21 protein-coding genes and 5 tRNA genes are annotated in these 22,952 nt (G+C 40.5%); 20 read left to right on the top strand and 6 right to left on the bottom strand.

The genetic code is table 11. From position 1 onward, the window contains the following. Positions 1-143 precede the first annotated feature (143 nt). A complete protein-coding gene (locus LQ247_RS07580; RefSeq protein ID WP_231005842.1) occupies positions 144-596 on the bottom strand; it encodes a DUF523 domain-containing protein in 453 nt (150 codons plus the stop codon). Positions 597-780: 184 nt separating this feature from the next. On the opposite strand from LQ247_RS07580, the gene LQ247_RS07575 reads away from it, so the two are divergent. From LQ247_RS07575 to LQ247_RS07515, 13 genes are all read left to right on the top strand, one after another. Next, positions 781-855: transfer RNA gene (locus LQ247_RS07575), tRNA-Glu, on the top strand. A gap of 105 nt (positions 856-960) precedes the next feature. Further along, a tRNA-Val gene (locus LQ247_RS07570) sits at positions 961-1,036 on the top strand. A gap of 59 nt (positions 1,037-1,095) precedes the next feature. Further along, positions 1,096-1,168 (top strand) — tRNA-Thr (locus LQ247_RS07565). 8 nt (positions 1,169-1,176) lie between these two features. Further along, a tRNA-Tyr gene (locus LQ247_RS07560) sits at positions 1,177-1,261 on the top strand. A gap of 4 nt (positions 1,262-1,265) precedes the next feature. Continuing rightward, a tRNA-Gln gene (locus tag LQ247_RS07555) sits at positions 1,266-1,337 on the top strand. 125 nt (positions 1,338-1,462) lie between these two features. Next, complete coding sequence (gene rocF, locus LQ247_RS07550; RefSeq protein WP_025810878.1) at positions 1,463-2,377, top strand: arginase; 915 nt, start codon at positions 1,463-1,465, stop codon at positions 2,375-2,377. A gap of 225 nt (positions 2,378-2,602) precedes the next feature. Beyond that, positions 2,603-3,166 carry an RNA polymerase sigma factor SigW gene (gene sigW / locus LQ247_RS07545; protein WP_003178438.1) on the top strand — a complete coding sequence of 188 codons (564 nt, stop codon included), beginning with the start codon at positions 2,603-2,605 and terminating at the stop codon, positions 3,164-3,166. Positions 3,167-3,179: 13 nt separating this feature from the next. Continuing rightward, positions 3,180-3,800 (top strand): anti-sigma-W factor RsiW, encoded by a 621-nt coding sequence (gene rsiW, locus LQ247_RS07540; RefSeq protein WP_035337451.1) that lies wholly within the window; start codon positions 3,180-3,182, stop codon positions 3,798-3,800. A gap of 165 nt (positions 3,801-3,965) precedes the next feature. Beyond that, positions 3,966-4,787, top strand: a complete 822-nt coding sequence (gene cdaA, locus LQ247_RS07535; RefSeq protein WP_003178443.1) for a diadenylate cyclase CdaA — start codon at positions 3,966-3,968, stop codon at positions 4,785-4,787. Then, positions 4,780-6,096, top strand: a complete 1,317-nt coding sequence (locus LQ247_RS07530) for a CdaR family protein (protein WP_231005840.1) — start codon at positions 4,780-4,782, stop codon at positions 6,094-6,096. Before cdaA ends, LQ247_RS07530 begins: the two co-directional genes overlap by 8 nt. 20 nt (positions 6,097-6,116) lie before the next feature. Further along, a complete protein-coding gene (gene glmM / locus LQ247_RS07525; RefSeq protein ID WP_023857685.1) occupies positions 6,117-7,463 on the top strand; it encodes a phosphoglucosamine mutase in 1,347 nt (448 codons plus the stop codon). 441 nt (positions 7,464-7,904) lie between these two features. Next, positions 7,905-9,707 carry a glutamine--fructose-6-phosphate transaminase (isomerizing) gene (gene glmS / locus LQ247_RS07520; protein ID WP_231005839.1) on the top strand — a complete coding sequence of 601 codons (1,803 nt, stop codon included), beginning with the start codon at positions 7,905-7,907 and terminating at the stop codon, positions 9,705-9,707. A 149-nt stretch (positions 9,708-9,856) separates the two neighbouring features. Then, complete coding sequence (locus tag LQ247_RS07515) at positions 9,857-10,177, top strand: hypothetical protein (RefSeq protein ID WP_025810876.1); 321 nt, start codon at positions 9,857-9,859, stop codon at positions 10,175-10,177. A gap of 139 nt (positions 10,178-10,316) precedes the next feature. Here LQ247_RS07515 and LQ247_RS07510 read toward each other — a convergent pair whose 3' ends face one another. Genes LQ247_RS07510 through LQ247_RS07500 form a run of 3 tightly spaced genes read right to left on the bottom strand, consistent with a single transcriptional unit; the run spans position 10,317 to position 12,164 of the window. Next, positions 10,317-10,925 carry an ABC-2 transporter permease gene (locus LQ247_RS07510; protein WP_101561680.1) on the bottom strand — a complete coding sequence of 203 codons (609 nt, stop codon included), beginning with the start codon at positions 10,923-10,925 and terminating at the stop codon, positions 10,317-10,319. Continuing rightward, positions 10,906-11,787, bottom strand: coding sequence for an ABC transporter ATP-binding protein (locus tag LQ247_RS07505; RefSeq protein ID WP_023857689.1), 882 nt, complete (start codon positions 11,785-11,787; stop codon positions 10,906-10,908). Before LQ247_RS07505 ends, LQ247_RS07510 begins: the two co-directional genes overlap by 20 nt. Then, a complete protein-coding gene (locus LQ247_RS07500; RefSeq protein ID WP_023857690.1) occupies positions 11,787-12,164 on the bottom strand; it encodes a GntR family transcriptional regulator in 378 nt (125 codons plus the stop codon). Before LQ247_RS07500 ends, LQ247_RS07505 begins: the two co-directional genes overlap by 1 nt. A 190-nt stretch (positions 12,165-12,354) precedes the next feature. Here LQ247_RS07500 and LQ247_RS07495 point away from each other — a divergent pair, with 190 nt between their 5' ends. Together LQ247_RS07495 and LQ247_RS07490 are read left to right on the top strand one after the other, a co-directional pair. Continuing rightward, positions 12,355-12,657: an ArsR/SmtB family transcription factor gene (locus tag LQ247_RS07495; protein WP_095292708.1), complete on the top strand. Its 303-nt coding sequence runs from the start codon at positions 12,355-12,357 to the stop codon at positions 12,655-12,657. Between the two features lie 142 nt (positions 12,658-12,799). Further along, complete coding sequence (locus LQ247_RS07490) at positions 12,800-13,981, top strand: MFS transporter (RefSeq protein WP_145929763.1); 1,182 nt, start codon at positions 12,800-12,802, stop codon at positions 13,979-13,981. A 137-nt stretch (positions 13,982-14,118) separates the two neighbouring features. Here LQ247_RS07490 and LQ247_RS07485 read toward each other — a convergent pair whose 3' ends face one another. Together LQ247_RS07485 and LQ247_RS07480 are read right to left on the bottom strand one after the other, a co-directional pair. Further along, the gene (locus tag LQ247_RS07485; RefSeq protein WP_231005838.1) at positions 14,119-14,643 is read right to left on the bottom strand and encodes a DinB family protein; all 525 of its coding nucleotides are present in this window, start codon (positions 14,641-14,643) and stop codon (positions 14,119-14,121) included. Positions 14,644-15,123: 480 nt separating this feature from the next. Next, positions 15,124-15,273, bottom strand: coding sequence for a hypothetical protein (locus LQ247_RS07480; protein WP_224066838.1), 150 nt, complete (start codon positions 15,271-15,273; stop codon positions 15,124-15,126). Positions 15,274-15,952: 679 nt separating this feature from the next. Between LQ247_RS07480 and LQ247_RS07475 the strand changes: the two genes are divergently transcribed. The 5 genes from LQ247_RS07475 to LQ247_RS07455 all read left to right on the top strand — a co-directional run bounded on the left by LQ247_RS07475 (position 15,953) and on the right by LQ247_RS07455 (position 22,877). Next, positions 15,953-16,090, top strand: a complete 138-nt coding sequence (locus LQ247_RS07475) for a gallidermin/nisin family lantibiotic (protein ID WP_006639978.1) — start codon at positions 15,953-15,955, stop codon at positions 16,088-16,090. A gap of 140 nt (positions 16,091-16,230) precedes the next feature. Then, positions 16,231-16,404, top strand: coding sequence for a gallidermin/nisin family lantibiotic (locus tag LQ247_RS22290; protein WP_396021762.1), 174 nt, complete (start codon positions 16,231-16,233; stop codon positions 16,402-16,404). A gap of 203 nt (positions 16,405-16,607) precedes the next feature. After that, positions 16,608-18,398, top strand: coding sequence for an ABC transporter ATP-binding protein (locus LQ247_RS07465; protein ID WP_231005837.1), 1,791 nt, complete (start codon positions 16,608-16,610; stop codon positions 18,396-18,398). Positions 18,399-18,463: 65 nt separating this feature from the next. Continuing rightward, complete coding sequence (locus LQ247_RS07460) at positions 18,464-19,777, top strand: lanthionine synthetase C family protein (protein ID WP_145929766.1); 1,314 nt, start codon at positions 18,464-18,466, stop codon at positions 19,775-19,777. Positions 19,778-19,799: 22 nt separating this feature from the next. Continuing rightward, entirely contained in the window at positions 19,800-22,877 is a 3,078-nt protein-coding gene (locus LQ247_RS07455; protein WP_186440098.1) for a lantibiotic dehydratase, read from the top strand. Positions 22,878-22,952 lie beyond the last annotated feature (75 nt).

Here is a 22,952-nt window from a genome sequence, read left to right as displayed (position 1 = left end):
ATTTCTTAATTTTCAGTATATTAAGGGTGGAATATTATTTCAATAACAAAAGGTAAATATTAAAATTTTATTTCAATGAAGTTCTAAACAACGGATTGCCGACATAAAATAAAGCGCAGATGAACTGCGCTTATGTTCAGGTATTACAGCTCGTCTATTTGGTGTTCGGAAATCACGCGGAAGCCTTCTTTTTTCAGAAGCGCTGCTGTAACGCCGTTGCCGGCTATTTTTTGGCTTGAGAAACTTCCATCGTATATATGGCCGCTGCCGCAAGACGGGCTGTTTTCCTTCAACACGATCGTATCAGCCTTGATTTGCCTTGCCATCTCCAATGTTAGATAAGCTCCTTTTATATACAGGTCTGTTACGTCTTTTCCCGATTCTGTGTTGATCACCGCCCTGCCGTCTAAAACGTCTTCTCCCGACCCGCCTATAATCTCGGCCGGTTCCCTTGGCGTTTGAAATCCGCCGAGCAGCTCGGGACAAGCAATCACCGCTTTTTTTTCTTTAACAAGCTTATTGATTTTCCCCACATAGCTGTGCGATCCGTTATAGCGGCATTCCACCCCGGCCAGACATGAACTTACCAGTATCATTTTTCGCGTCCCCTCTCTTGCACATCAGATAGCCCTATTTTAAACAAAATTTCTGCGTTTTTCTCAATGTTTATGAATAAAAAATTTGAAAATAAAAATTTTAATTTACCCCTTTACAAATGGGGAGGAACCTGTATATAATAACTTTTGTCAGCTTTACGAGAGCTGCTTGAAACACGATGATGGCCCGTTGGTCAAGTGGTTAAGACACCGCCCTTTCACGGCGGTAACACGGGTTCGAATCCCGTACGGGTCACCATTCTTTTTTGGACAGCACGCTGCGAATGCCGGAATTTTTAAAAGGAAGGCATGCTAAGGTCGCAACGTCCTGTTGCAACGCATGCACTTGTACGTCCTGTACTGCGGAGGATTAGCTCAGCTGGGAGAGCATCTGCCTTACAAGCAGAGGGTCGGCGGTTCGATCCCGTCATCCTCCACCATTTTTCTGGATCGGTTTTTGTCACAACCGCGCCGGTAACTGCATAAGATACCGTATCATGCCGGTCTAGCTCAATTGGTAGAGCAACTGACTTGTAATCAGTAGGTTGGGGGTTCAAGTCCTCTGGCCGGCACTGTTTTTGGAGGGGTAGCGAAGTGGCTAAACGCGGCGGACTGTAAATCCGCTCCCTCAGGGTTCGGCGGTTCGAATCCGTCCCCCTCCACCATTATTGGGCTATAGCCAAGCGGTAAGGCAACGGACTTTGACTCCGTCATGCGCTGGTTCGAATCCAGCTAGCCCAGTTTTTGGACATCCTGTTAGGATGTCCTTTTTATTTTGTCTTTTTTGTATAACTATTCAAAAAAATGTCTTGTTGAGTCAATTCCGAATTGGAAGGTACAATGAAGGTCTGAAAGGGGGATATCATATGTTAAAACAGCAGATTTCAATGATTGGCGTACCGATGGATCTCGGTCAGCTGAGGCGGGGAGTCGATATGGGACCGAGCGCGATTCGCTGTGCCGGTGTTAATGAACGGTTGGAAAGCCTTTGTCAGGATATTGAAGACCTCGGCGATATGACAATCGGGCAAAGAGAGGATGAGAAAGAAGGCGGGGAGCCGGCATCTGAAGAGCTGAGAAACTTGAAAGCGATTACAAAAGCGAGTGCAAAACTTGCTGAGACCGTTGATAAGATCGTGGCTTCAGGTGCTTTTCCGCTCGTGCTGGGAGGTGACCACAGCATAGCGATCGGAACGCTGGCCGGCCTTGTGAAGCATTATCAAAACCTGGGTGTGATCTGGTATGATGCCCATGCTGATTTAAATACGAAAGAAACGTCTCCTTCAGGCAATATTCACGGCATGCCGCTCGCCATCAGCCTGGGGATCGGCCATGAAGGGCTGACAGGCATCTATGGAAAAGAAACGAAAATTAAAGCGGAGAACATCGTCATCATCGGTGCGAGGTCACTTGATGACGGGGAAAAAGAATTGATTCGCGACAAAGGGATCAAAGTGTATACAATGCATGAAATCGACCGCCTCGGTATGACGAGGGTGATGGAAGAAACGATAGACTATTTGCGCGGCAGAACGGACGGTGTCCATCTGTCACTCGATTTAGACGCGCTTGATCCGAACGATGCCCCGGGTGTCGGAACCCCGGTAGCGGGAGGCATCAGCTACAGGGAAAGCCACCTGGCGATGGAAATGCTGGAAGAATCGAAGCTGATTACGTCCGCTGAGTTTGTCGAAGTCAACCCGATATTGGATGAGAAAAACAGGACGGCTGAAGCGGCAGTCGCCTTAATGGGGTCGCTGTTTGGCGAAAAGCTGCTTTAGGTGCGGTTGAAGAGCGGCCTTAGGCTGCTTTTTTTTATAAAAAAAGTCTCAACTTCATAATATTTAGGTTGTATAATAATTTTAAGCTAATATTAAGCGCATGATCCCTGTCAAAGCATCTACACCCTGCCAAAAATTTGATAAACTATTTTTATGAATTTAATGAAACCTTATAAAAATCAATTCGTATACATAAAGACCGGTGAAGGCAGAGGTTAGATAAATATGGAAACAATGATTAAAAAAAGAATCAAACAGGTGAAAAAAGGCGATCGTAATGCATTTGCAGACATCGTGGATATTTACAAAGACAAAATTTATCAGCTTTGCTACCGTATGCTCGGCAATGCGCATGAGGCGGAAGATATTGCGCAGGAAGCGTTTATCAGAGCATACGTGAATATCGACAGTTTTGATATCAACCGGAAATTTTCCACATGGCTTTATCGAATCGCAACCAATTTGACCATCGATCGTATCCGTAAAAAAAAGCCGGACTATTACTTGGATGCAGAGGTGGCGGGGACTGAAGGACTGACGATGTATTCCCAGGTTGCGGCGGATGTTGCGCTTCCAGAGGATGAAGTGGTTTCTTTGGAGCTGCACAGCACCATCCAGGAAAAAATCTTAAGGCTTCCCGATAAATACAGGACGGTCATCGTATTAAAGTACATTGATGAGCTCTCACTCATTGAGATCAGTGAAATCCTTAATATTCCCGTAGGTACGGTGAAAACGAGGATACACAGGGGCAGAGAGGCTCTCAGAAAACAATTAAGGGATCTTTAAGTGGGGTGATGAAATGAGCTGTCCGGAGCATATTGTTCAGCTTATGCATAAATACCTTGACGGAGACATACTACCGGAAGATGAATCGCAATTAAAAGAGCACCTCCAATCATGCGAAGACTGCAAAAAGCACCTTCATGAAATGGAAAAATCTATCGCTCTTGTCCAGAGCACGTCGCATCTTACAGCTCCGGCGAACTTTACAGCCGATGTGCTGGCGAATCTGCCGAAGGAAAAGCGAACGGCATCGATCAACAGGTGGCTTAAAGCCCATCCGTTTTTAGTGGCGGCAGCTTTGTTTATCATTTTGATGGGCGGCAGCTTTTTCTCCAGCTGGAAAAACGATCAGGATTTCAGCGTATCAAGCCAGCCCAATCTCGTAGTGAAAAACAACACGGTCATCGTACCTGAAGGCGAAGTTGTCAAAGGCGATGTGACCGTGAAAAACGGAAAGCTGATTATAGAGGGCAAAGTCGACGGCGATGTCACGATTGTTAATGGCGAAAAATATACGGCTTCAGCAGGACAAGTCACCGGTCAGATCCATGAGATCAACGAAGTGTTCGACTGGATGTGGTATAAGATTAAATCGACCGGAAAATCGGTTTTTGACATGAAGGAGTCTAAAGAGTAGAGCAAAGCGGGCGAATGAGCTTTGCTCTTTTTTTATGAAGGGCCGCCATTTCACTTGGAAAATCAATTTGTGCTATAATAGCCTCTGTATATGTAAAAATAATAGATCATACCATTTTGAAACATATTAACCTTACTAATGACTGAATTCTTGGAGGACGAGGAAATGGCTTTTGAGGATATCCCTTTCTTGCAGTACCTCGGCGATGCCGTTGATATTCTCCTTGTTTGGTACGTAATATATAAATTAATGATGGTCATCCGCGGGACAAAGGCGGTTCAGCTTTTAAAGGGAATCGTGGTCATTGTTCTCGTCAGGCTGGCCAGTCAATATTTAGGATTAAGCACCCTGCAGTGGCTGGTTGACCAGGCGATCACATGGGGGTTCCTGGCGATCATTATCATCTTCCAGCCTGAATTGAGGAGAGCGCTGGAACAGCTGGGGCGGGGGCGCTTTTTTTCGAGGAGCGGAACACCTGAGGAAGAGCAGCAGCAGAAAACGATTGATGCGATTACAAAAGCGATTAAATATATGGCGAAACGCCGGATTGGCGCGCTTCTGACGATTGAACGGGAGACGGGAATGGGCGATTACATAGAAACGGGGATCCCTTTAAATGCAAAGGTCAGCTCTGAGCTATTGATCAACATCTTTATTCCGAATACACCGCTTCATGACGGCGCCGTAATTATGAAAAATGATGAGGTTGCTGCAGCCGCCTGCTACCTTCCGCTTTCTGAAAGCCCTTTTATTTCAAAAGAGCTTGGGACGAGGCACAGAGCAGCAGTGGGAATCAGTGAAGTGACCGACAGTCTGACGGTTGTCGTATCCGAAGAAACGGGCGGCATCAGCGTCGCCAAAAACGGAGACCTTCACCGTGATTTATCGGAAGAGGCATTGAAAAACATGCTTGAAGCGGAATTCAAGAAAAATTCGCGAGAAACTTCCTCAAATCGCTGGTATTGGAGGGCGAAGAAAAATGGATAAGTTCTTAAACAATCCCTGGGCTGTCAAAGTAGTCGCATTATTATTCGCGTTTCTTCTTTACTTTGCGGTCCACAGCGCTCAAGCGCCGACTCCGAAGAAACCAGGTGAATCGTTTTTCCCGACATCGACGACAGACGAAGCGACGCTCACCGATATACCGGTCAAATCGTTTTATGATGATGAAAACTACGTCGTAACAGGCGTGCCCCAGACGGTGAATGTCACGATTAAAGGCCCGACAGGAACCGTCAAGAAGGTCAGACAAGTGAAGGATTTTGAGATTTATGCCGATATGCAGCATCTGAAAACAGGCAGGCACAAAGTCGAGTTGAAGGCCAGAAATGTTGCCGAAGGCCTCACTCTGACCATCAATCCATCGGTGACAACCGTGACCATCGAAGAAAAAACGACGAAGGAATTCCCGGTCGAGGTTGATTTTTATAATAAAAACAAAATGAAAGATGGCTACACGCCGGAGCTGCCGATTATCAACCCGAAAAACGTCAGCGTCACCGGCTCAAAAGCCGTGATCGACAGAATCCAAAACATCAAGGCGACGATCAATTTAGAGGGCGTCGACCAGACGGTTGAAAAAGAAGCTAAGCTAACAGTCTACGACAGGGACGGAAATGTTCTTCCGGTTGAAGTCAGTCCATCCGTCGTTAAAATCACCGTTCCCGTGACAAGCCCTAGCAAAAAGATTCCCGTCAAAGTTGACCGGAAAGGGAGCCTTCCGGACGGTATCAGCATTTCCAGCCTCGATATCAGTCCGGGAGAGGTAACCGTCTACGGGCCGCAAAATGTTCTTGATTCGTTAGAATTTGTCGAGGCTGATGAGGTTGATTTAAGTAAAATGAAAGATGACACTGAGTTGGAAGCCAACATTAAAGTGCCGGACGGCGCTAAAAAAGTGTCACCCGAAAAAGTGAAAATCAAGGTGAAAGTTGACAAGGAAGAAGAGAAAAAACTGAAGAACGTTTCAATTAAAACCGCGGGGCTGAATGACAGCCGGGATCTTGAATTTCTCGATCCGAAGTCAGGCAAGCTGGATATCTCGGCAAAGGGCTCGACAGCCGCGATCGAAAAACTCCAGCCTTCCGACGTCGAGCTCTATGTCAATGTGGCGGATCTCGATGACGGCGAGCATAACGTGAAGCTGGAAGTAAACGGACCGCAGAACATGACATGGTCGCTGCCGCGGCAGAGCATTCGAGTGAAAATCTCATCTCAAACAACCCACAACGAAAAAAATAATGGTCAGAATGAAGAAGAAGAGAATCATTCTGAAAAGGATTCACAACCTTCATGAATCAAAAAGGAGCGATATTAATGGGCAAGTATTTTGGTACAGACGGTGTAAGAGGCGTGGCAAACAGTGAACTTACACCCGAGCTGGCCTTTAAAGTCGGACGCTTTGGCGGATATGTCCTAACAAAAGATAAGGAGCGCCCCAAGGTGCTGATCGGCCGTGATACGCGCATTTCCGGGCATATGCTGGAAGGTGCCCTTGTTGCAGGTCTTCTTTCGATAGGAGCAGAAGTCATGCGTCTCGGCGTGATTTCGACGCCCGGCGTCGCATATTTGACGAAGGCTATGGACGCGGAAGCGGGTGTGATGATTTCAGCTTCCCACAACCCTGTCGAGGACAATGGAATTAAGTTTTTCGGCGGCGACGGATTTAAGCTTTCCGATGAGCAGGAGCTTGAAATCGAGCGTCTGATGGATCAGCCTGAAGATCACCTGCCAAGGCCTGTAGGCGCTGATCTGGGTATGGTGAACGACTACTTTGAAGGCGGACAGAAATATTTGCAGTTTCTTAAGCAGTCTGCTGATGAAGACTTCACAGGCATTCATGTCGCGCTTGACTGTGCGCACGGGGCGACATCTTCGCTGGCGACCCACCTGTTTGCCGATCTTGACGCAGATGTATCGACGATGGGAACTTCTCCGAACGGATTAAACATCAATGACGGAGTCGGCTCGACCCACCCTGAAGCCCTGGCCGAATTTGTGAAAGAAAAGGGAGCTGACGTCGGCATGGCGTTTGACGGGGATGGCGACCGCTTGATCGCTGTTGACGAAAAGGGGAATATCGTAGACGGCGATCAAATCATGTACATATGTTCGAAGTACTTGAAGAGCGAGGGGCGCCTGGCGGACAATACAGTTGTCTCTACGGTGATGAGCAACCTCGGCTTTTACAAAGCGCTTGAAGCGGAAGGCATTAAAAGCGTTCAGACAGCTGTCGGCGACCGCTATGTAGTGGAAGCGATGAAAAAGGACGGGTTTACTTTCGGCGGAGAACAGTCGGGACATCTGATTTTCCTTGATTACAATACGACAGGCGACGGCCTGCTTTCTGCGATCATGCTGATGAACACGATCAAAATGACAGGTAAGTCTTTGTCAGAGCTTGCGGCAGAGATGCAGAAGTTTCCGCAGCTCCTCTTGAACGTGAAAGTAACCGATAAACATAAAGTAGCGGAGAACGAAAAGGTAAAAGCGGTCATCGAAGAGGTTGAGAAGGAAATGAACGGTGACGGCCGCATCCTTGTGCGCCCGTCCGGCACCGAGCCGCTTGTCCGTGTTATGGCTGAGGCGAAAACGAAGGAGCTTTGCGAGAAATACGTAGGCCGCATTGCAGATGTCGTGAAAGCTGAAATGGGAGCGGAGTGATTTTCCGCAGAAGACTGACGAACGAGACATGCTGATTTGACATAAGATAAAGGGAACCGTTCAATCTTGGAAAAAATGTGAACCATTTTGAAAAATGTTTGACGGTTCCTTTAGTGTATAGTAAAATCAGCTTGTCTTGTTTAATTTAAAAGGAAAGGCAGGGCAGAACCATTTTTTATAGTTATAGCGCCCGGACTAAGCGTGCGGATGAAACAGCTTAGTTGACGAGGATGGAGGTTTATCGAATTTTCGGCGGATGCCTCCCGGCTGACCACAAGATCACAGCCGCAAGGATTTCCTCAAACCAAAGAGGCGACTCTTTGAACAAAGGGAAATCGCATGATCTTCCATAAAAAACATGTAGGAGGGGACGAAGAATGTCCCCGCCTGATAAGCAGACTTTCTTCGTCTCCTGCCTGCGACTTTAGGAGGAAGAAAATTATGTGTGGTATTGTAGGTTATATTGGCCAGCTTGATGCAAAGGAAATTTTACTTAAAGGTTTGGAAAAGCTGGAGTATCGCGGCTACGATTCAGCTGGAATCGCTGTAGCGAACGAAGACGGCGTACACGTGTTTAAAGAAAAAGGACGGATTGCCGATCTTCGCGAAGTCGTTGATGCAAATGTGATATCGCAAGCGGGAATCGGACACACACGCTGGGCGACTCACGGGGAACCGAGCCGTCTAAACGCTCACCCGCATCAAAGCGCATCAGGCCGATTTACACTTGTTCATAACGGCGTCATCGAAAACTATGTTCAGCTGACGCGCGAATATTTACAAGATGTAACCCTTAAAAGTGATACGGATACAGAGGTTGTCGTTCAAGTGATCGAGCAATTCGTCAATAACGGTCTTGACACGGAAGAAGCGTTCCGCCAAACGCTTATGCTGCTCAAAGGCTCTTATGCGATTGCATTATTCGATCATGAAAACAAAGAAACAATCTATGTTGCGAAAAATAAAAGCCCGCTTCTTGTCGGCCTTGGAGACAATTTCAATGTGATCGCGTCTGACGCGATGGCGATGCTTCAAGTGACAAACGAATACGTGGAGCTTATGGATAAAGAAATGGTGATTGTCACAGACAAAAAAGTTGTGATCAAAAACCTTGACGGAGAATTGATGTCACGTGCCTCATATATTGCAGAGCTTGATGCGAGCGATATCGAAAAAGGCACATACCCTCACTACATGTTAAAAGAAATCGATGAACAGCCGCTTGTCATGCGGAAAATCATTCAGACGTACCAAGATGAAAACGGCAAGCTTTCCATTCCTGGAGACATTGCAAATGCTGTTGCAGAAGCGGATCGCGTCTATATCATCGCCTGCGGAACGAGCTATCATGCCGGTCTTGTCGGCAAACAATTTATCGAAACATGGGCGAAAGTTCCGGCTGAAGTCCATGTCGCAAGCGAATTCTCTTACAATATGCCATTGCTTTCTGAGAAGCCGCTGTTTATCTTTATTTCTCAAAGCGGAGAAACGGCTGACAGCCGCGCGGTTCTCGTACAGGTGAAAAAGCTCGGACACAAAGCGCTGACATTGACCAACGTACCGGGATCCACGCTTTCCCGTGAAGCGGACTACACGCTTTTACTGAATGCCGGCCCGGAAATCGCGGTAGCGTCAACAAAAGCATATACGGCGCAAATCGCAGTTCTCGCTATTTTGGCAGCTGTAACTGCGGAAACCCGCGGCAAAGCACTCGGCTTTGATCTTGTCAAAGAGCTCGGCATCATCGGAAACGCGATGGAAACCCTTTGCGACCAGAAAGACGAAATGGAAATGATCGCGCGCGAATATTTGACAGTAACACGCAATGCTTTCTTCATCGGCCGCGGCCTCGACTATTTCGTCTGCCTCGAAGGATCCCTGAAGCTGAAAGAGATTTCTTACATTCAAGCTGAAGGCTTCGCCGGCGGCGAATTGAAGCACGGTACAATCGCATTGATCGAAGACGGCACACCAGTCATTGCCCTTGCGACACAAGAGCACGTCAACTTAAGCATCCGCGGAAATGTCAAAGAAGTGACAGCCCGCGGCGCCAACCCTTGCGTGATCTCCTTGAAAGGCCTGGAAGAAGCAGACGACCGCTTCGTCCTGCCTGAAGTGCATCCGGAGCTCGCACCGCTCGTCTCCGTCATCCCGCTGCAGCTAATCGCATACTACGCAGCGCTGCACCGCGGCTGTGATGTTGATAAGCCACGGAACTTGGCGAAGAGTGTGACGGTGGAGTAAGGCGACGTTTGAAATAATAGTTTGTACCCCTCTTGGATTGGATGATCTGGAGGGGTATTTTTGTGTTTGAAAGAGAAATAAGTCTTATCAAAAATTGAACTCTGGTAGTCTGAAAGTGCGCTAGATTATAATTGAAAGGATGTGTAACCATGAACAACGAGACGTACATTGAAGTCAACAGAACATCGCAGTTGATGAATAAAATGAGAAAATTCTCAGTGCTGATTGATGGTGTCGAGGCTGGGAAAATCAAAGATGGCGGGAGGCTGCGAATTGATTTGGAGCCTGGCGAACATGAGATCCAAGTGAAAATTGATTGGTGTGTAAGCCAAACTTTGAGGTTTACGTTAGATGAAGGAGAAGCTTTAAAGTTTAGATGCGGAAGTCCGGTTCGTGGATGGAAGATGTTCTTCGGACTTTTTTATGTATTGGCCGATCCAGAAAAGTATTCGTTTATTGAGCAGGAATAGGCGGTTGCAAGCAGCTTTGGTCTGCATCATCGCCATCATACGCTGCACCGTAACAACCTGACGAAAAGTGTGACGGTGCAGTTTTTTATCCGCAGATGAACATGAAGCGGTGTCAATGAAAGAAAAAGCCTCATCCTTTTTAAAACACCTTATTTCTATAAATCCGAATCGACAGAAGCCATGAACACCCGTATAGCGTAATAATTGATATGGCAACGATCAGATACAGCAGAGCATTTTGTAAAGATAGCAGCATGTGAATCAACTCTCTAATTTGATCGTTCAAATTTTGGACAACAAAATTAACCGTTAGCATATACAAGCCAAATGCAACAATAGAAGCAATCAACAAATAGTTACTTTTGAATTTATAACAGAATGGCAGCATGAATGAAGCAGCTGTCATCACAATGGCGACCATTAGCAAAATGTCTTTCCAGATCGTAAGTTCCCGGTGAATGATAAAGTTTACGATCAATATGGCTGCAGCCACCATAGATGTAAAGAGAACGACGACAATATATTTTGAACTGACAATCTCCTTCCGTGTATAAGGCAAAGAATTGAGAAGCATATGTATAGAGGACTTTTCATCTATTGAAATGGTATTCATAAAAATAGCAATACTAAATGCAATTCCAACCCAGATGGGGGAAGCATCTAATGTTAAATAAACACATAACCCCAAAAATAAAACTGCCAATGTTTTTTTCTGCAAGACAATGTCCTTACGTATTAAGTTGAACATGCTCTTTAGCTCCTTTCTTCGTATAAAACATAATATCTTCCAGAGTCGGTTTTTCAATTAACACCATATCCCCAAAAATGTTTTCTGTTCGTGATTTATTCGCAGTCAATGCTTCAAATCCATGAGTTGATTTTCGAACCGCTATAAACTCCTGTTCGGTTTCCCGGTCCAACAACTCCATGCCGCCTTTTACAATTGCATATTGTTCTTCAATCTCGTAAAAGTCCTTTGTAAAGATATGCTCTCCTTTATGAATGAACGTGATATAATCTGCAATCTTATCTAAATCAGTTGTTATATGAGTTGAAAAAAAGATCGTCTTATCCCCATCTTGCATGAGCTGATGCAAGATTTCCAACAGCTCACGGCGGAAAATCGGGTCCAGTCCGGCCGTCGGTTCATCCATAATAATTAGTTCCGCATGATGGGACAAAGCGACGGCTAATGATGCTTTCATCATCATCCCTTTTGAGAACGTCTTGATTTTTTTAGTGAGCGGCAAGTTAAATGTGTTCACATAATCATTGAATACTTGTTCATCCCAATTGACATAGGATCTTTTCACAATATCTTTCATTTCAGTCAATGTTAAATGTTCATAAAATATGTTTGAATCAAATACAAAGCCAATTCGTTGTTTGATTTCTTTCTCATGCTCCTTGTAATTCAAGCCAAATACCGTAATCGTTCCGCTGTCAGGCTGCAATAAGTTCATGATCAGTTTAATCGTTGTCGATTTCCCCACGCCATTTCCGCCGATAAATCCGGTGACAAAACCTTTTTTTACATTCATTGAAAAGTCCTTTAGTTGAAAACCATCGAACGATTTATGAACATGCCGGAGTTCAATTACATTGTCCATCATTCTTCCTCCTGATATAAAATGGTAAGCAAATCTTTTAATTCTGTAAGGGGAACGCCAATGTCTTTGCTGTTTTTTATCGCTGCTGTCAACTGCTCTTCAATTGCTTTCATTTTTCCTTCTTTCATCATTTCGTTATTCTGATCTGATACAAAAGAGCCTTTCCCGACTACGGAATAAATGAAGGCATTCTTCTCAAGTTCTTCATAGGCGCGCTTTGACGTAATAAGGCTGACATTTAGATCTTTTGCCAATTGGCGCATAGAAGGCAGCGGCTGTCCAGGCTTCAATTCATCGGCAAGAATATGATCCTTAATTTGGGTGTAAATTTGTTCATAAATGGGTTGCTTTGAACGATTCGAAATTATAATTTTCATTTCAAAACCTCTTTTATTTATACACAATATATACAATATGTACAATATACACAAAGATTACCTGAATGGCAACGATTTTTTTATGTACTCTTTGAATAACGGGAGTGAACGGTCAGACAGGAAATGATATGAAAGATAAAAGGGCACCATACATATTGACAATTTGCGATATGAAGATATAATGATTGGTATGGAACCTATTGAAGTTTTCAAAGCTTTATCAAATGAATCAAGGCTGCAAATTTTGCAATGGCTGAAGGAGCCTGATCGTCATTTTGAACCCCATGAAGGGATTGATATGAACACAATCGGGGTATGTGTCAGCCAAATCACAGACAAATTGAAAATGACGCAATCAACGGCTTCTCAATATCTCGCCATTCTTTTAAGAGCCGGCTTGATTAAGGCGGAACGAATCGGAAAGTATACGTACTACAAAAGAGACGAAGAGGCCATCAGAAATCTTGCTGACTTTCTTAAAACAGAGATATGAGCATTCAAAAAATAAACATCTCTAGATGATGTTTATTTTTACACCATACATATCGACATATTCCGATGTGTTTATTTTTTTGATTTACATATCGTTATTTCGTGATATGTAAATGTATAAAACGAAGAAGGAGCGAACGATGATGTTTAGTGCTTGGAAAATTTATATTTTAGCGATCATCAGTTTTTTGGTAGGAACCTCAGAGTACATTATTTCCGGGATTTTGGATCAGATCGCCCAAACACTCGGAATAACTTTAGCTGCCGCGGGCCAGCTGATTACGATCTTTTCACTTGTGTATGCAGTTTTCACACCGGTTCTCATGGCGTTGACGGCAAGTATGGATAGGCGCAAGTTAATGATGTATGCTCTCGCTTTGTTTGTGATCGGAAATATTCTGGCCTTTACCCTGCCTGGCTATGGCTGGTTTGTTGCAGCGCGGGTCATTATGGCATTGGGGGCAGGCATGGTTGTGGTCACGGCATTAACGATTGCCGCCAAAATCGCTCCGGCGGGTAAGCAGGGCAGTGCAATTGCTACAGTGGTCATGGGGTTTACCGCTTCTCTGATCATAGGTGTTCCACTCGGAAGAATGACGGCAGAAGCATTAGGCTGGAAGTCTGTATTTGGAGGAATTGCTTTACTGGGATTCATCGCAATGATTGTTATATTCTTAATCTTGCCGCATACCGAAGGCGATAAGCCTGTTCCTTTGCTTCAACAGCTTTCTCTTTTAAAGAACCGGAAAGTAGCAATGGGGTTATCAATCACTTTTTTCTGGCTCGGAGGGTATTCCGTTGCATATACTTATCTGTCTCCTTATCTTCTGACCGTTTCAGGGATAAGCGGCAATTTGCTTAGCGGCTTTTTGCTTATATTTGGAATCGCCAGCTTGGTTGGATCGAAGTTTGGCGGATATAGCACCGATAAATGGGGCGTTCCTTTTACACTCGTTGGCGGGATGGCGCTGCATATCATCGCACTGATTTTACTGTCGCTTGTCACCCATTCCTATGTCGGAGTACTGTTGATTCTCATATTATGGTCGTTTGCCGCATGGTCTACCGGCCCGACACAGCAATATCACTTAGCGACACTCGAACCGGAATTGTCAGGTGTATTGCTCGGCATCAATCAATCGATGATGCAATTCGCCATGGCCGCAGGTGCAGGAATCGGAGGGATTTTTGTAGAAAAAATATCGCTGGCTTCTATTACGTGGTTTGGGGCACTGGAGGTTACACTTGCGATTGTTGTTGTTTTGGTGACTTTCAGTTCGCATTACAAACGGAAAGCAGGATCTGTAAGAGAAATCAGCTCATAATACGTTGCGTTGATTGGTGTTGAAAATTCAATGGTTTCATTCCTCATATCTTACTTGTTTTTTTGGAAGTCTGGCAGGTAGTGTTGAGCCGAAAAATCTAACACCCGCCCGTTGTAAAACGAGCGGGTGTTTTTTATTTAGTCCGCTAAAATCCGCAAATAAGCCCTCCAGGGGCCGACATCATCCTGATACCGTTTCGCCAGCACTCTTGCAATTTGCGAGATGTGAGTAAGGTCGTGGGCAACCCATGTCGAGATCTGTTCTCTCAGTTTGACGATTCCAAACTCAGGGTGCATCCCCGTTTGTTCGAAGTCGGTTTCAGGATCAATGATCTGCTGTAATGTTTTCAGGTTCGCCCGTCTGATGTCTGCAAACTCGTTAAGCAACTGTTCCATCGTTTTTCCGTCGTTTTGATTCAACTGGCTGAAGCGGTCGAACGGCGGAAGAGGTTCCGTTGCTCCTTCTGTCACGATCAATTTGATGCGCGGTAACCAATTGTTTTTTTCTCCTTCAATCAGATGGCCGACGACATCAAAGGCGTTCCACGTGTCTTCGCCTTCATTGCAGCTGATCCAGGGACTTGATAATCCGGTCAGCAGCTGACTCAGCGTTTGTGGTGTGCGCTCCAGGATTTCGATTGCTTCCTCGAGTTGAAAGTTCATGTGGGTGACCTCCTTTGCAATTTGAGATAAAAGGATGAGATAGGACTGACGTGTTTTACATTTATTTTAATTGAATAGTTGGAAGTATTCACCCAATCAAGAAACTCTAAACAGGCTAAAATACTTTCATTTATATTTTTATAAACCTGAGTTTTAAAGACTTCCCATGGGTGGACATCCAGGTTCGATCTTATTTGGATAGCTTCTTTATCTTTAAAACACTTTATTTCTGTAAATGATTCAACAGAAGCCATGAACATCCATATAGGATAATAACCGACATGCCGACGATCAGATACAACGGAGTATTTTGTAAGGTTAGAAGCTTGTGAATGAACTCACTAATTTGATCGTTCAAGTTTTGGATAACAAAATTCAGGGTGCTCCTCCGCTTGTTCGAAATCAGTCTCTTTATCAATGACATGCCGTAAATTCTTCAGGTTCTGACGGCGGAGTTCCACAAACTCGCTTAATAATTGTTCAATAGGTTTTTCCAGCATTTTGCTGCATCTGATCGATGCGGTTGAATGGCGGAATAGCTTTGGTTTCCCCTTTTGTCATAATTATTTCAATCCGCGGGATATTTTTTTCTCCTTCAATCAGGTGACCGACAACATCAAAGGTATTCAAAGTGTCTTCGCCTTCATTGCAGCTGATCCAATCAGTCGATAATCCGGTCAGCAATAATTCAGCATTTTTGGCGTGCGTTCCAAGATTTCTATATTAAAAATTCATATTTGTGTATCCAGATGATGAAGTGGGGAATTATTTAATGTGATATTACATTTTGTTTTGATTCATTGGTTTAGTTACGGCTGATGCTTTATGTGTAGAAGAGATGATGAATTTACAAATTCCTTTAAATAAAAACTCATAACTTTGATGGATTCAAAGACAGCATACCCTTGAAAATTAAAACTATACCTTCGGTAACGTCAAAGAATGACAGGAGAAATTAACCTGCATACTAGTAACACTTTACCATCACTGTGGAGCAAGTTCTCGCCTAGTATGAAATAATCTGAGAGTAATAAAGTTGTACCCAAAAACCTCATTGCCCTTTTGCTTTTGATCGAAATAAGGAAAGAGTGTTTTTGATATGAGCATAAAATATTAGATACCTGGTATGGAAAATAAACCATTAAATGGTCAAAATATCAAAAAAATATAAAAAATTGATAAAATCTTGATATTTTTTTAATATTATCGAAATTGCAAAACCAATATCATATAGAAAATCCGGTTCAAAAGGTTTAATTGAGCTTTATGTACTTCTGAAAATATGGTTCTTGACAGGAGGTGACTGATAATGCCAAAGTTTGATGATTTCGACTTAAATGTGAAACAAGCAAGTGAAAAAGATGTGGTTAAGCCAGAGGTTGGAAGCAGATATTTATGCACCCCAGGATCTTGTTGGAAATGGGTTTGCTTCACAACGACTGCTTAAAAAGTTAAAGTGAGGTAATTTTCAATCAATGTTATAGGAGGGAGTACATAGTTTTTGAGACACCCTTTAGATCTACATCATTAATTAAACCATTGGAAGAATATGAGATAAAGGTTTTGCAAATTATCTAATAGAGATTTTTGAAATTGAAAAATTTAGAAAGGGAGAGACTGAAATTGCCAAAATTTGATGATTTTGATTTAAACGTAAAACAAGCAAGTGAAAAAGATGTAGTCAAACCGGAAGTCGGAAGTAGATATTTATGTACCCCAGGATCTTGTTGGAAGTGGGTTTGCTTCACAACAACTGCGTAATATATTGTTCTAATTAAAAGCTGAATTGTTCGTCTTAGGGCTTTAGCGCTTAACTGCTAGCCTAAGAAATAATAGGTTAAGTGCTAGAGTCCTTTTAATCTATACATAATTTTGGGATGAAAGGAACTGCATACAGAAAAATGATGAGTCTTAAAATTTGTATAATAAATTGCTAACAAAAAAAATAAAACGGAATGATAATAATGCAAAGTATTAAGAAGAATCTAACGCTTTTGTGCAAGACGATTAAGATGATTTTTAATATAACTGGTAGAAATTTTTATTTTGTAGTAATCCTTACAATTGGAACTTCTTTGACTTCAGTCGTATCTGTCTTATTGTTTCAACAGCTATTGAATGCAATTGAGTTAAAAAAGAGCTTGCTTGAAGAAATATGTATTATGTTATTTATCTATTTGGGATTTAATTTGTTTTCTGAGTGGTTGAATAATATATCGTCTTATTTTAATGATAAGTTGCGGCTTCTACTTGAATATAAAATAAACTTTCTGCTTATCGAAAAAAGTAGCTTGCTCTCAATGAGGGATTTTGAGAATTCAGATATATATAATAAACTTACACGCTTGGAAAATGAAGTTGGATATAGGCCCTTTCAAACTTTTCAGGCCTTGTTGGGAATTATTTCAGCATGTGTAACTATCATAACTTCATCGATTATTTTGCTATTATGGAAACCATACCTAATAATAATCCTCTTTTTACTCCCGTTTTTATCTTTGTTTTATTACTTAAAAATTGCACAAGAGAACTTTAAGATTCACTTTGAAAGAAGTAATTCAGAAAGAGAAGCCTGGTACATCAGCTATTTGATGACGCACGATTTTTCTTTTAAAGAAATAAGAATGTATGGTTTGAGAAACTATTTTTTAAACCGGTTTTGGAGGCTTAAACAACGCTTTAGAGACCAAGATAATGGTATTAATAAAAAGAAAATGATATATGGATTTATTTTTAATACGATTCAAGATATTTGCATGGGTGTTGTTGTTTTCATTGCTGTAATTAGTGCATTTACAGGAAAATTATTAATAGGTAATGTAGCAACTTATATTAAATCGATTAGTATGGTTCAATCTAATAGTCAATCATTAATAAATAGCATTTATCAGCTGTATGAGAGTAACTTATACATGGAACTACTAGATGAGTTTTTAAATCTTGAAATAGAAACAGTAGATTCTAATAAAATTAAGATAAATTCTATTGATGAGATTGAATTTAGAAATGTTTCATTCAGTTATGATGGAAGTAAAAATTCCTTAGAGAATGTATCTTTTCGTATCAAAAAGGGAGATTTACTTGCGATTATCGGCGTCAATGGATCAGGAAAAAGTACCATACTCAAATTAATCTGCGGATTATACACTAATTATAGTGGTGAAATTTTAATTAATGGTATAGAGCTTAAAAGAATTGACCATGAATCTTATAGAAAATGTATATCTGTCCTCTTTCAAGATTATTTAAAGTATGAATTTACACTTGGAGACAATGTTTCTGTGGGGGATACTTCAAATATGAATGATCCGGAAAAAATAAATAAAACATTGGAAATGGCAAATGTCACTTTTTTAAAGGATGGGAATAAATCATATCAATTAAACTCTCAACTGGGCAATTGGTTTGATGATGGAACACAATTATCAGGAGGTCAATGGCAGAAGATAGCAATTGCAAGATCTTACTATAGGGAAGCATCTTTATTTTTGTTAGATGAACCAAGTTCAGCCCTAGATGCAATTTCCGAGAAACATATATTCGAAAGTTTCTTTAAATTGGCTACTAATGAAATTAGCATCTTTATCACTCATAAGGTAGAAATTGCAAAACATGCAGGGGAAATTTTGGTGATTAATAATGGTGCAGTCGAAGGGATTGGAAATCATTCGGACCTCATCAGGAACTGTGATGTGTACCGCAGTTTATATGAAAAAGATCAAATTGATAGCAACTCTTCTATGGTTAGTAATTAATGAGTGTAAGCTTCAGTTCAAGAAGGCTGTTTTTTAAAGGCTTTAATTGGGGAGGTTAGATCAATATGTTGGATAGCATAAGAACCAAAACTAGTATTCGGGATATTGCTTCACGAATTGCCGACATATCGTACGTAGAAACGGAGTCGAAAAGAAATGAACTAAATTATCGTAATGCAGGAGAGATTACACAAACACTGTCTCCAATGACTCTTAGCCATGGTTATCCTTCTTTATGCATATTGTTTAGTAATTTGGGAGTAACTGATAATGAGAATTGCTGGATAGAGTATTCCAATAGGTATGTCCAGCAGATTGTTAATTTAATAAATGAGAGAGGAATATTTGGAGCTTCATTATTTTCAGGGACTGCGGGAATTGCATTTTCGATAAGAATAGCTAGTATGCGGGGGCTTTACTATTCTAAATTACAAAAGTCTTTAGATCGTTTTTTGTACGACCAACTAGATGAAATACTAACCAATTTAAACTTTAAGACGAACTATGAGATGTTTGACTATGATGTCATGGAAGGATTAGCAGGAATCGCAAATTATCTTTTCATCATAGAAAATGATCCAACAAGTGAAAAGTATTTAAAAAAAATCTTGACCTATTTTGTTTCTTTATCTGGTTATAAGGAATTTTCAGGTGAAAAAATACCCAATTGGCACATAAAAAATGAGTTTTTATTTTCAGATAGTGAAAAAGAAACCTATAAGAACGGAATATTGAATGTAGGTTTGTCACATGGAATTCCTGGCCCTTTAATTATTTTAAGTAAGGCTTATAAAAGAGGGATTCTTGTAAAAGGGCATTTCGAAGCTATAAAAAGAATAGCCTATGATTTAGTAAAACTCAAAAACCAGTATGACAATAATTGGGGGGGGATGATAGACGTACAACAATATTTTAACCAAGAATGTCCACTTCGTCTACCGACACGTTCAGCTTGGTGCTATGGAACACCTGGAACAGCTTTTTCGTTATTGACTGCCGCTGAAGCATTAAATGATAGGGAACTTTCCGAGATTGCAAAACAAGCCATGAAGGATCTAATCGGAAATGAACAGAAAATCTTTTCGCCTTCCTTTTGTCATGGTTATGCTGGTATATCGTATCTTTATAAAAGATTTTATGAAAAAACGGGTGTGCAGGAGTTTGATAATGAATCAAAGCGCTTAAAATCAAAGACCCAAGAATTTTTTGATTTTTTAAATCCCTTCGGTTATTGCGATATTGAAATTAAGGATAACTATAAATTGAAACTTAATTCAATAGGGCTTTTAAAAGGTGTTGCGGGAATATTGCTTTCCCTTCTATCTTTTGAAGAGAACAGTCCTTCGATATGGAATGTTGCCTTTTTATTAGATGACTAATTTGAAGAAAGGAAAGAGTATTATGACAAGTTATTTTAAACCTATAAGTAAATATATGCTTAGAGTACCGTTACATCCGAACTCATTAATTGAAAGATTTTATGACATCGAAAAAAGTATAGGGGCGATAAAGAACGATACATTTTTATGCGAACAGCTTTTGGTAGCAAGCGAAAATATTTATAAAACGTTATTAAATAAAGATTTCTCTACATTATCTAAGAAAAAGAAGAGAAACCTGATTACTTCCCTGGGAAACTACATTAATAGAGCTGCGACTAGAACCACTCCTTTTGGTTTATTTACAGGAGTTGGAATACTCGATCTAAAGAAGACTGAGGTGTCCAAGCCTTCAAAAATCAATATTAAAAAGAACAGTCGTATTGATGCAGAATGGTTATTTAAACTTATCAAAAAGATAGAAGTAGAGCATTTTTATGACTTAAAGTTTAAAATGAACACAGCATCTTATCGTAAAGGTAATCGCCTACATATTCCTTATAACTTGGATGGAAAGACAGTAGAAATCAATGTTAATTACAGTAAGCCCTTAATGCTTATTGAGAAGCTATGTATAAAAGAACATGTAAGTTTCAAAAAAATGGTTCGGGCATTACAAGAAAGATATCCGAAAAGGGATGTTGACGATCTTGTAGCCTATGTAAAAACCTTGATTGAAAAAGAATTTATTATTTCTGAAATAAGACCTCCCCTTTGTAATACGAATCTTCTAACTTACACAATTAATAAATTGTCAAAAATACCTTTTTTATACGAGAAATACGGTAAACCACTCAGTGAAGTGGATGTGCTGATTGGAAAGTATAATGATGCTCCTATCGGCCAGGGAACTAAAAATTATTTAACAATCCAAGAAAAATTAAGGTGCATCCATTCTTTTACAAATGAAAAACATTTACAAGTAGATACAAAATTAGATTTAGAAGGAGTTTATATAAATGAGAGAGATATCAAGAATATCAATAAATGTATTACATTATTAATGAAATTTGCTTCTGAAATTGAAGACTCTAAAAGCTATAAAAATATTTTTGAAGAATATCGCTTAAAGTTTATTGAGAAGTTTGGAACTTACGTTGAAGTACCAATAGCGGATGTTTTAGATGAAGTTAATGGAATTGGTGCTTTAACATCTTATAGTAGGCCTAAAAATAGATTTGCTCAAGATACTCCGGTAACAACTGAAGAACATAACCTTTTGAAAAGATATTTTATGAATAAGTATTTAGCTGCTGTTGAAAATAAGCATCCTATTATCATAACAGATGAAGAAATTAACAAGTTAAATATGAAGGTAGACGAGAAAAGGTTACCGAGTTCTCTCGAATTAAATTTTATCATAAGAAAAAACAATAACGGAGAAAATCTTCTTTATTTGGGACCCAATATAGGTTCATCTGCTGCAGGGAAAACATTTGGAAGATTTAGTTATTTGAGCGATGAATTTTCTGAAGTGTTGGACGAAGTAGGCAGAGAGTTAAAAGAAAGTGAAATCGATCAAGTTGAGCTGTGTTTTGTTCCATCAAACATTAGAATGGCGAATGTTACCCGTATCAATACACCGAGAGAGTATAACCTTTCAATGTTTACTAATTCATATAATCCGAACAATGAATTAACATTAGCTGATATTCTTGTTGGATGTGACAATGAAAAGTTTTATTTGAAAAATAAACGGAATGGAAGATTGCTGAATATATCAGGAATGAATATGCTCAATCTGAGCTCTTCAAGCAATATCATTCGATTATTGAGCGATATCTCCTTAAATCAGTATTTAGAATGGAGTAATACTCCATGGGGTGTATATTATAAAGAATTTATTCATATACCAGAAATTCGATATGAAAATATTATTCTCTCAAATGAGAAATGGAGTTTACAAAATCTGAGAGGGCAGTTTGAAAGAATCCCAAAAATTGAAGAATTTATGGCGGAGTTCCAAAAGTTCAGAAGAGTTTATTCAGTCCCGGATAATGTTTATTTTCAATTTGCTGATAATCGAATTTTATTGGATTTATCAAGAAAAACTAACCTCAACTTGTTGTATAAGAATTTATTCAAGTTTCCAAGTACTGCTTTAGAGAAAGCAGAGGCTGGAAACCCCGCTATTACCTTAGGTGAGGAATATTTCTCAGCAGAGGCGGTAATTCCTTTTGTTCTAAAAGAGGAATACAGAGACAATAAGAGTAAGAAAGAATTCTTTAATGGAAGTATATATCAGCAGGTTAGCTATCCTCCTTTTAAAGAATGGCTGTTTTTAAAACTCTATGGCCCTGAAGACCGCCAAGATGAATTAATAGAATACATGAAATACTTCATTTCAACACAACTGGATAGGAGTGTTTATGATAAGTTTTTTTATATGAGATACAATGACCCAAAACCTCATATAAGATTGAGGTTTCGTTCAATAGAACCAAACAATCTTCAGATTATTTACGACAAGCTGAGTGAGTACATAATTGAATTACAAAAAATGAGCATCATTTATGAAGTAACCATCAATACTTATTTCCCTGAAATCAACAGGTATGGTGGGTCGGTGCTGATAAAGGATGCTGAAAATTTATTCTACCATGATAGCTTAGTTGTGATGGAAATTCTTAAAGTCATGAAACAAAATAGTCTGAGCCAAGAACAAGTTGGAGTGATTTCCTTACTTCACTACTTGATTGACTTTGGATTATCTTTTGAAAATCAATTAAATTACTTGCAGCTAAACTTAAAAAACAGTGACATTCATAAAAAGGAATTCAAACAAGAAAAGTTTGATTTCATCAATGAACTAGATTCTTATAACAATTGGGAAAAGGCTAAAAAAAGAGAAGACCTAAAACAAATTATTGATATCCTAGAATATAGGAGCAAAAGTATTAATGTCTATAGAGAACATATTAACAGAAGCAATAAGCATACGAGTGATTTCATTAACATTATGGGGAGCATCATTCACTTGCATTTTAATAGGTTGTTTGAGATTGACCGCGATTTCGAAAATAAACTATATGTTTACGCATACCAAACATTATATGGCCAGAGAGTTCGAAGAAAAATGCTTCATTTACAGAAACTTTAAAAAACATCTTAAACAGATGGTTGAACAGATTAACTGATCAATCATCTGTTTTTTTTCGATATTGATGGAGTCTTG

This window comes from Bacillus sp. BS3(2021) (assembly GCF_021043345.1).
In the GTDB taxonomy this organism is placed as follows: Bacteria; Bacillota; Bacilli; order Bacillales; family Bacillaceae; genus Bacillus; species Bacillus paralicheniformis.
The sequence above is the reverse complement of the archived record's forward strand: the minus strand, read 5'-3'. Positions and strand labels throughout refer to the sequence as shown.